We start from the raw sequence: 7,122 nt of genomic DNA on the forward strand, positions 1-7,122 counted from the left end.
GGAATGAATATCGATGTCTTTCATAAAAATCCAGCCCACCAGCGCAAAGTCCTTGAAAGTTTGAAAGGGATCTTTCGCTCCCGAATCAGTATTGGCAGCAGAACCTTTGACCTGGCAGCAGCAAAGGCAGAGAATCAAGCCGGTGAAGTGGTTGGCTATGTGGTGGAGTGGGCAGATGTAAGCGTTCAATTGGCTGCAGAGAACAAAATCAACCAATTGGTAACAGCGATGATTGCGGGTCAATTGGACAATCGCATCGATGACAACGGACTGACGGGATTTCTTCAAAATATTGCGATTGGTTTAAATAAAATGTTGGATGGCATCACGGCCCCCATCAATGACATTCGCGATGTGGTGGTTCAATTGGGTGAAGGGGATCTGCGGGTCAAAACCTCTGAAGATTACCGGGGCGATTTCTTGCCGATTAAACAGGCCATTGACCAAACGATTAAAAACCTGAACCATGTGCTTTTGCAGGCCAAAGAAACGGCTTCTCAGGTCGCTGTTGCCTCTGAACAATTGGGCATTACCAGCCAGGAGGTGGCCTCCAGTTCACAGCAGCAAAGTTCTGCGATTGAAGAATCCACTTCTTCTCTGGCACAAACGGCAAGTATGATCGATGCCAATACCGAAAATGCCAGCATTGCCCGTCAATTGGTGACAGAAGCAGCCAATACAGCCAGCCAGGGCCAGGGCAAGATGAGCGACATGACCCAATCCATGGCTGAAATTTCACGTTCTTCTGATGATATCGGCAAGATTATCAAGGTCATTGATGAAATCGCCTTTCAAACCAATCTGCTGGCCCTCAATGCGGCAGTGGAAGCAGCGCGGGCTGGCAAATACGGCAAAGGCTTTGCGGTGGTGGCCCAAGAGGTACGCAACCTCGCCGAACGCAGTGCCAAAGCAGCCAAAGAAACCGCAGGCTTGATTGAAGGGGCCACGTATAAAATTAAAAATGGCGTAGATATTGCCCATTCCACTGCCTCTTCGCTTGAAGAAATTGTGCAAAATGTGGTCAAGGTCAAAGATCTGGTCTCTGAAATTGCCGCAGCAAGTGACGAGCAAAACAAGGGCATTCAGGAAATCACCAAAGCCATGAGCCAGATCAATGAGGTTACGCAGGGCTCCAGTCAAAAGAGTATCGAAATGTCGAGCGCGGCTGAAGAACTCAAACGACAGACGGCTTTGTTGAACGAAGCGATTGCCAAATTCAAACTGCAGGAAATCAAGCGCGAAGTCAATTTAGAGGGCTTTCAACTGCCTCCCGGCATGGACATGAATATGCTCTACCAATTGATCGGCATGTTTCAACAACAGCAAGCCCAGAGTGGAAAAACAGACTTACCCATCAAGGGCAATGGCCAGGCAAAACCCCGGCTCCAAGACCCCAAAACCCTTCTGCCACTGGATAAAGATGAACGGGGATATGAAGGATTCTAAATTTAGCCATGCGAAGTGTACAAAGCAAAGAGGTTTGGGTTGTGGATCTGCCTCTTTATGGCGCTGCCTTGAAAACCACACTTTTCAGGGAGGGGGATAACTTCCAGGTGGGGGCTGTGGCCTCTGACCTGGAGGAGATTCGTGGCTTGAAAAAGCAAGCCAAACCAGCCCTGATCCTGCTCAATCCAGAGGTTTTGGGAGCAGAGCTTGAAGCCGGTCTGCATTTTCTCAGGTCTCAAAACCCTGAGACCCCGATTCTGGGGTTTGGAGAAGACAAAAGCAAGGCCGAGCCCTTGGGCTTGGAAGCATATATTTCGAAACCCGCAACTATTTTCGAATTAAATCCGTGGCGTGGCCCAGGCCTGGAATTGCTCGAAACAATTCATCAGCGCTTTGGCCTGGCCCGAAAAATCAAGGTCATGCTGGTCGATGATGCAGCTTTGATGCTGAATATTCTGCATCGGATTCTGGAGTCAGACAAGCGGATAGAAATCATAGCCCAGGTCAGCAATGGCCAGGAGGCCTTGATTCAGCTTCAATACCATCAACCCGACGTGATTCTTTTGGATATAGAAATGCCGATCATGGATGGGTTGAGTTTTCTCAAGCATGCGCGGATCAAATCCCGCAGCAAGATCATCATTCTGTCATCTGTTTCGATGGCAGGATCCAATAAAGCAGCAGAAGCACGCAGGTTAGGAGCCGATGCCGTCATCACCAAACCCTCAGGTGCAATTTCGTTAGATTTGGAAGAGCTTTCAGGCCACCAGATCATCGAAACCATTTACCAGGTATTGCGCCAATAATCCGCAAACGAGGAGCACGGAAGCATGTGGAATATATTTCAAACAGAAGCACTGGAAAAACTACTTGAACTGGAAGAAGCCCTTTTAGACGCCGAAAGCAGAGGGCATAACCCCGAGAATATTTCATCGATGTATCGGGCGGTGCATACCTTCAAGGGGAATGCCCGGATCATGGGCTTGAGCAATCTTGAAAGTCTGGCACACCAGGCCGAAGATTTGATGGGCCTGGTCAGAGACCAGAACCTGGATTTTGATGCCGAGATCGCACAAATTCTCTTTCTGGTGCTGGATCATTTTCGTCTCTTGGTTCAAGAGGTCTGTGAACAGAAACAGGATATTGAGTTGGGAAGCGTTCAAGACCTGTATACCCGTTTAAAAGAAGCTGTAAGTTATTACCAGGAAATGCTCAGTGATTCAGGGTTTGAGGCTTCAGAAGCAAATTCTGAAGCGCTTGAATTTGATCAGGACGATATGTTTCGCAGTATTTACCTTGAAATGATCCACGAAGATCGTCCCCGTTTGGAGCAAGGCCTATCTGCTGCCCAGGATGGCAGTGAATCGGCGAGAGACATGTGCAGGGAAATTCTGGAGGGCTGGCGGTTTGCCACCCAAAATATTGGCATGAACCAGCTCTTGCCCGAATTGGATCAAACACTTGAAAGTTTTAACCAACACGCTTTTTCAGAAGCCCAAAGACATTTGGATGCTTTTTTTGAAAAGATACAAAACCCTGAAAAAATAGAAGATTCATCAACAGATTCTAAATTGGAAGATCCTCCTTCAGCCAAAGCCAATTCTAAAACTGAAAAACCAGCTTCAGAGCAAAGATTTTTTGAAGAGATGGAGACCGAGATCAGCCTGATCAGTGAAGGGATTCAACATCTCCTCAAGGCAGAGCCTACAGATTTGGATCTCTTGGCAGAAGCCCTCGCCAATCTGAAACAAGCCGCTGAAGACCTCCAATATGTTCGCCTTGTCAATATCTGTATCCCCCTCAAAGAAGCCCTGTTTGAACACGAAGACAAAACACCCCTTAAGGAATTGGAATACCAGTTCTTTCAAGAATTAACTGCCATTTATGAATCGCTTTTCAGCCGCTTTGGCGATACGATTGGCAATTCTCCTGTGGAAGCCGTCTTTGAACAATGGCATGCCCATCACCTGCTGCGCCATTTGCAAACCCTCAAGGAACTCTGTGAACCTTTGCAGGATGCGGCTCAGTTTCTGCCCCCTGAAGAACTCACGCAAATGGCACGCATCCTCGATTCGCTTCAGCATGCCTGCCATTTCTATACCCTGCCCGAAGCCGCTGAAATCTGCCTTATTATCCAGGATTGGGTGCTCAGAGCCCGTCAGGATAAGCTCAAACTGCCCCTGCATTTATTCCAAACAACCCTTCAGTTTATGCATGTTCTGAGCGATGAACTGGAGTCTCCCGATGAACAGTTGCTTGAAAAACTTGCGGCCTTTAAAGCCACCCTCCAGAATTTATCCTTTGAATCGGAATCGGGCCCTTCGGTTTCAGATTGGATTCAAGCCCTGAAGTTGAATCCCGCTTTTCGCGAAGTTCTCAGCTCTGAAAATCTCCATCTGCTTGAGGCCTGTGCCAAAAAGAAGATGCACTTTTATCTGCTTCAGCTCAATCTGGGGCGTTACCCCCATTTGAGTGAACCGTTCTACCAATGGCTCAACGATGACCTGATCACACCTGTCACCAATATTACCCTCTATGAGCACAATACCAGCGCTTTTCAATTTTTGATCTGCAGTCTGCTCAATCTCTCTGAAATTCATTTGGGGCTCTCTGCCTTTGACCCCCAGCGCAGTATTCTGGTCGAAGAAATTACAGAGGCTCAGCAGAAACAGGCTGAATCGGGGGCCACTAAAAAAACAACCCCCGCTCCAGGGGCGGCTCCGGTGGCCCAAACCCACCACGCCCTTGAAAACAATCTGCTCAAGGTGGATATTAACAAGGTCAACCGCCTGATGGATTTGGCCGGCGAAATTGGTCTGGCTGCTGGTGGCGTGCTCAACCATGCTGAATTGGACAATCTCAATATGACAGGCTTTCAAATTGCAGCCCAAAACCTCATGACCCTGATTCGTGAATTGCAGGGTGAAACCTCTTCTTTGCGCCTGGTGCCGGTCTCTGTGGTCTTTAAACGCATGGAGCGCTTGATCCGGGATCTGAAGCATACCACCCACAAAAATATTGAACTGGTGATCAGCGGTGAATCGACTGAAATTGACAAAATGATGGCAGACCGCCTCTATGACCCGCTGGTGCATATGATTCGCAATGCTGTGGATCATGGCATTGAATTGCCTGAAGAACGCTTGAAAAAAGGCAAGCCTGCCGCTGGCAGACTGCATCTCAATGCTGTGCACCAGGCCGGTGAGGTGGTGATCAGTCTCAGCGATGACGGACAGGGCCTCAACCGCCAGGCGATTCTGACACGGGCCCGAGAAAATGGCCTGATTCAAGCCGATGAAGAACCTGAAGAAGCTGCTTTGTTTGACTTGATCTTTCAACCCGGTTTTTCGACTGCCAAAACCCTTTCGCAGCTCTCTGGCCGGGGCGTGGGAATGGATGTGGTCAAGCATACCATGACCGAGTTAAGAGGCCGGTATATGGTCAAAAGTGAAGCGGATAAGGGCACCCAGATTTCACTCTATCTGCCCCTGACCTTGGCCTTTATTGAGGGGATGATTATTGAGGTTGGCAATACCTGTTATGCGATTCCGATTGAATCGATCCATGAGGTCTTTAAGGTGCAGATGTCGCAGGTCACCACGCTGTCGACTGAAAAAGCGGAGGTGATTAAAGTGCGCAATGAATTTGTGCCCACCTGCTGGCTTGAAAAATTCTATCAAAGTGATGCCCAATGTCAGTTGAATGCCGACAAGGTGATTGTGGTGACCCAATCCTCACGGGGCAATCTGGCCATTCCCGTAGACCGCTTGGTGGGCAATCAACAGGTGACACTCAAACCCCTTTCGGGCCTGCTGAAGAACATTCGGGCGGGGGCAGGTTATGGGCTCTTAAGCTCAGGAGATGTTGCGATTGTGCTGGATTGTGAACGGCTCTATGCAAGCTAATACTGTACCCGAACGCGATTTAGCGGCTTTACGAGCCCTCAAAGATTGGATAGAAACACATACGGGCATTTACTACAGGCATGAATCACAATATATTCTCTATTGCCGTTTAATTCAGCTCTGCCTGAAACTCAATTTCAAGGGTTTGGAAGCCCTCTTGCAGGAATTGCGCAGTGGACAGAATCCGCAATTGAGTTTGAGCATTGCCCAATATGTTTCCACCACCCATACGCATTTTTTCCGCGAGCCTGAGAGCCTTGATTATTTTGAACAGCACATTCTGCCAGAAATTCGCCAAAACGGCCAGGTCCGTATTTGGAGCACAGCCTCATCAAGTGGTGAAGAGGCCTATTCTTTGGCAATTTGTTTGGCTGAAAAATACGGGTTGCAAACGGTCGTGAACAATTTTCAAATTTTGGGAACAGATATTAACGCCCATGTGATCCGCCATGCGGAACTGGGAATTTACCACAGTGACCGCATGAATGACATCCCCCCCGCGCTGAAAGAAAAATACTTTAAAGCCGTGGGCATGAACCAATACCAAATCCTGCCTGAGCTCCGACAGATTTGTACCTTTCGCAGGTTCAACCTGCAAAGTGAAGAATGGCCGTTTAGGAACAAATTTCATGTTTCATTCTGCAGAAATGTGCTCTACTATTTTCAAAAACAGCAACAGAACCAAGTGATTAATAAAATCTATGACCATATATCCCCTCAGGGTTATTTGATCACGAGCGTTACCGAATCGCTCTCGCAGATGATTACCCCCTGGGTCATGCTCCGGCCTGCGATTTACCAGAAACAGGTTTAAACATGAAACCTGTTCGCCTCTTAATTATTGACGACTCAGCCCTGGTACGCCGGATTTTGCAGGAAGGGCTTTCACAGGACCCTGAAATAGAGATCATTGGTGTGGCCAACGACCCCTATGCGGCGCGGGATATTCTGGTGCGCGAACGCCCTGATGTGGTGACACTGGACATCGAAATGCCGAAAATGGATGGGGTGACCTTTCTCAAAAAATACATGGCGGTGCTGCCCACCCCGACGATTATTCTCTCCTCCTTGACCCAGGCCGGCAAAAAGATCACGATCGAAGCGCTTGAAGCCGGTGCTGTGTATGTGGTGGCCAAACCTGTGGTGGGTCTTTCAGACCAATTGCCAGAAATGCTGGGAGAATTGCGTGAAAAGATCAAGCAGGCAGCCTTGATCCATGTGGCCCAATACGCCCGCAAAGTGCAGAACCAGCCCATGAAACCAGCCCCCATAGAAACCCGGAAAGCCTTTGAAGAATCGACAGACCAGGTCTTGGCCTTGGGAGCCTCGACCGGGGGGGTAGAAGCCCTGGCGCGCATTTTGCCCCTGTTTCCTGCCGCATCCCCCGGCATCGTGATTGTTGAGCATATGCCCTCAGGCTTTACCGCCAGTTTTGCCGAGCGCTTGAACCACTTGTCACAGGTTCGGGTCAAAGAAGCCGAGGATGGGGATCGGATTCGTCCTGGTTTGGCCTTGCTGGCCCCTGGTGGCGAACAGCATTTAACCGTCAAGCGTTCAGGGGGCCAGTATCTGGTGAAATTGGTGCCTGGGGAGAAGGTTTCGGGGCATCGCCCCTCGGTAGATGTCTGTTTTGAATCCTTGGCCCGAGAGGTGGGTAAAAACACCGCCGCAGTCTTGATGACAGGCATGGGGGGAGATGGAGCCCAGGGCCTTTTGAAAATACGTTTGGCGGGGGGGCGAACCTTTGCCCAGAACGCGGAGACCTGTGTGA

6 protein-coding genes and 1 pseudogene are annotated in these 7,122 nt (G+C 49.2%); 5 read left to right on the forward strand and 2 right to left on the reverse strand.

Features of this window, described 5'->3' with window-relative positions:
- The 4 genes and pseudogenes from COW20_15095 to COW20_15110 all read left to right on the forward strand — a co-directional run.
- Nucleotides 1-1,446 (forward strand): hypothetical protein (locus COW20_15095; GenBank protein PIW46665.1); only part of this gene is annotated, 1,446 nt, incomplete at its 5' end.
- Nucleotides 1,447-1,865: 419 nt separating this feature from the next.
- Nucleotides 1,866-2,252, forward strand: a complete 387-nt coding sequence (locus COW20_15100) for a hypothetical protein (GenBank protein ID PIW46670.1) — start codon at nucleotides 1,866-1,868, stop codon at nucleotides 2,250-2,252.
- 24 nt (nucleotides 2,253-2,276) lie between these two features.
- The gene (locus tag COW20_15105) at nucleotides 2,277-5,351 is read left to right on the forward strand and encodes a hypothetical protein (protein PIW46666.1); all 3,075 of its coding nucleotides are present in this window, start codon (nucleotides 2,277-2,279) and stop codon (nucleotides 5,349-5,351) included.
- Nucleotides 5,308-5,529, forward strand: a pseudogene (locus COW20_15110) (hypothetical protein). The gene COW20_15105 and the pseudogene COW20_15110 overlap by 44 nt, the downstream one beginning before the upstream one ends.
- Here COW20_15110 and COW20_15115 read toward each other — a convergent pair.
- Together COW20_15115 and COW20_15120 are read right to left on the reverse strand one after the other, a co-directional pair.
- Nucleotides 5,461-5,649: a hypothetical protein gene (locus tag COW20_15115; protein ID PIW46667.1), complete on the reverse strand. Its 189-nt coding sequence runs from the start codon at nucleotides 5,647-5,649 to the stop codon at nucleotides 5,461-5,463. The pseudogene COW20_15110 and the gene COW20_15115 sit on opposite strands and share 69 nt — an antisense overlap.
- 33 nt (nucleotides 5,650-5,682) lie before the next feature.
- Nucleotides 5,683-5,982 carry a hypothetical protein gene (locus tag COW20_15120; GenBank protein ID PIW46668.1) on the reverse strand — a complete coding sequence of 100 codons (300 nt, stop codon included), beginning with the start codon at nucleotides 5,980-5,982 and terminating at the stop codon, nucleotides 5,683-5,685.
- 185 nt (nucleotides 5,983-6,167) lie between these two features.
- Between COW20_15120 and COW20_15125 the strand changes: the two genes are divergently transcribed.
- Nucleotides 6,168-7,122: chemotaxis response regulator protein-glutamate methylesterase (locus COW20_15125; protein PIW46669.1), on the forward strand; the 955-nt coding region annotated here is incomplete at its 3' end.

The sequence above is a fragment of the bacterium (Candidatus Blackallbacteria) CG13_big_fil_rev_8_21_14_2_50_49_14 genome, assembly GCA_002783405.1.
Classification (GTDB): Bacteria; Cyanobacteriota; Sericytochromatia; order UBA7694; family UBA7694.

Bases quoted from the DNA above. Each gene is read 5' to 3' on its own strand.
- COW20_15100 (PIW46670.1), top strand. From the start codon at position 1,866: ATGCTGGTCGATGATGCAGCTTTGATGCTGAATATTCTGCATCGGATT.
- COW20_15105 (PIW46666.1), top strand. From the start codon at position 2,277: ATGTGGAATATATTTCAAACAGAAGCACTGGAAAAACTACTTGAACTG.
- COW20_15120 (PIW46668.1), bottom strand. From the start codon at position 5,982: ATGAAATTTGTTCCTAAACGGCCATTCTTCACTTTGCAGGTTGAACCT.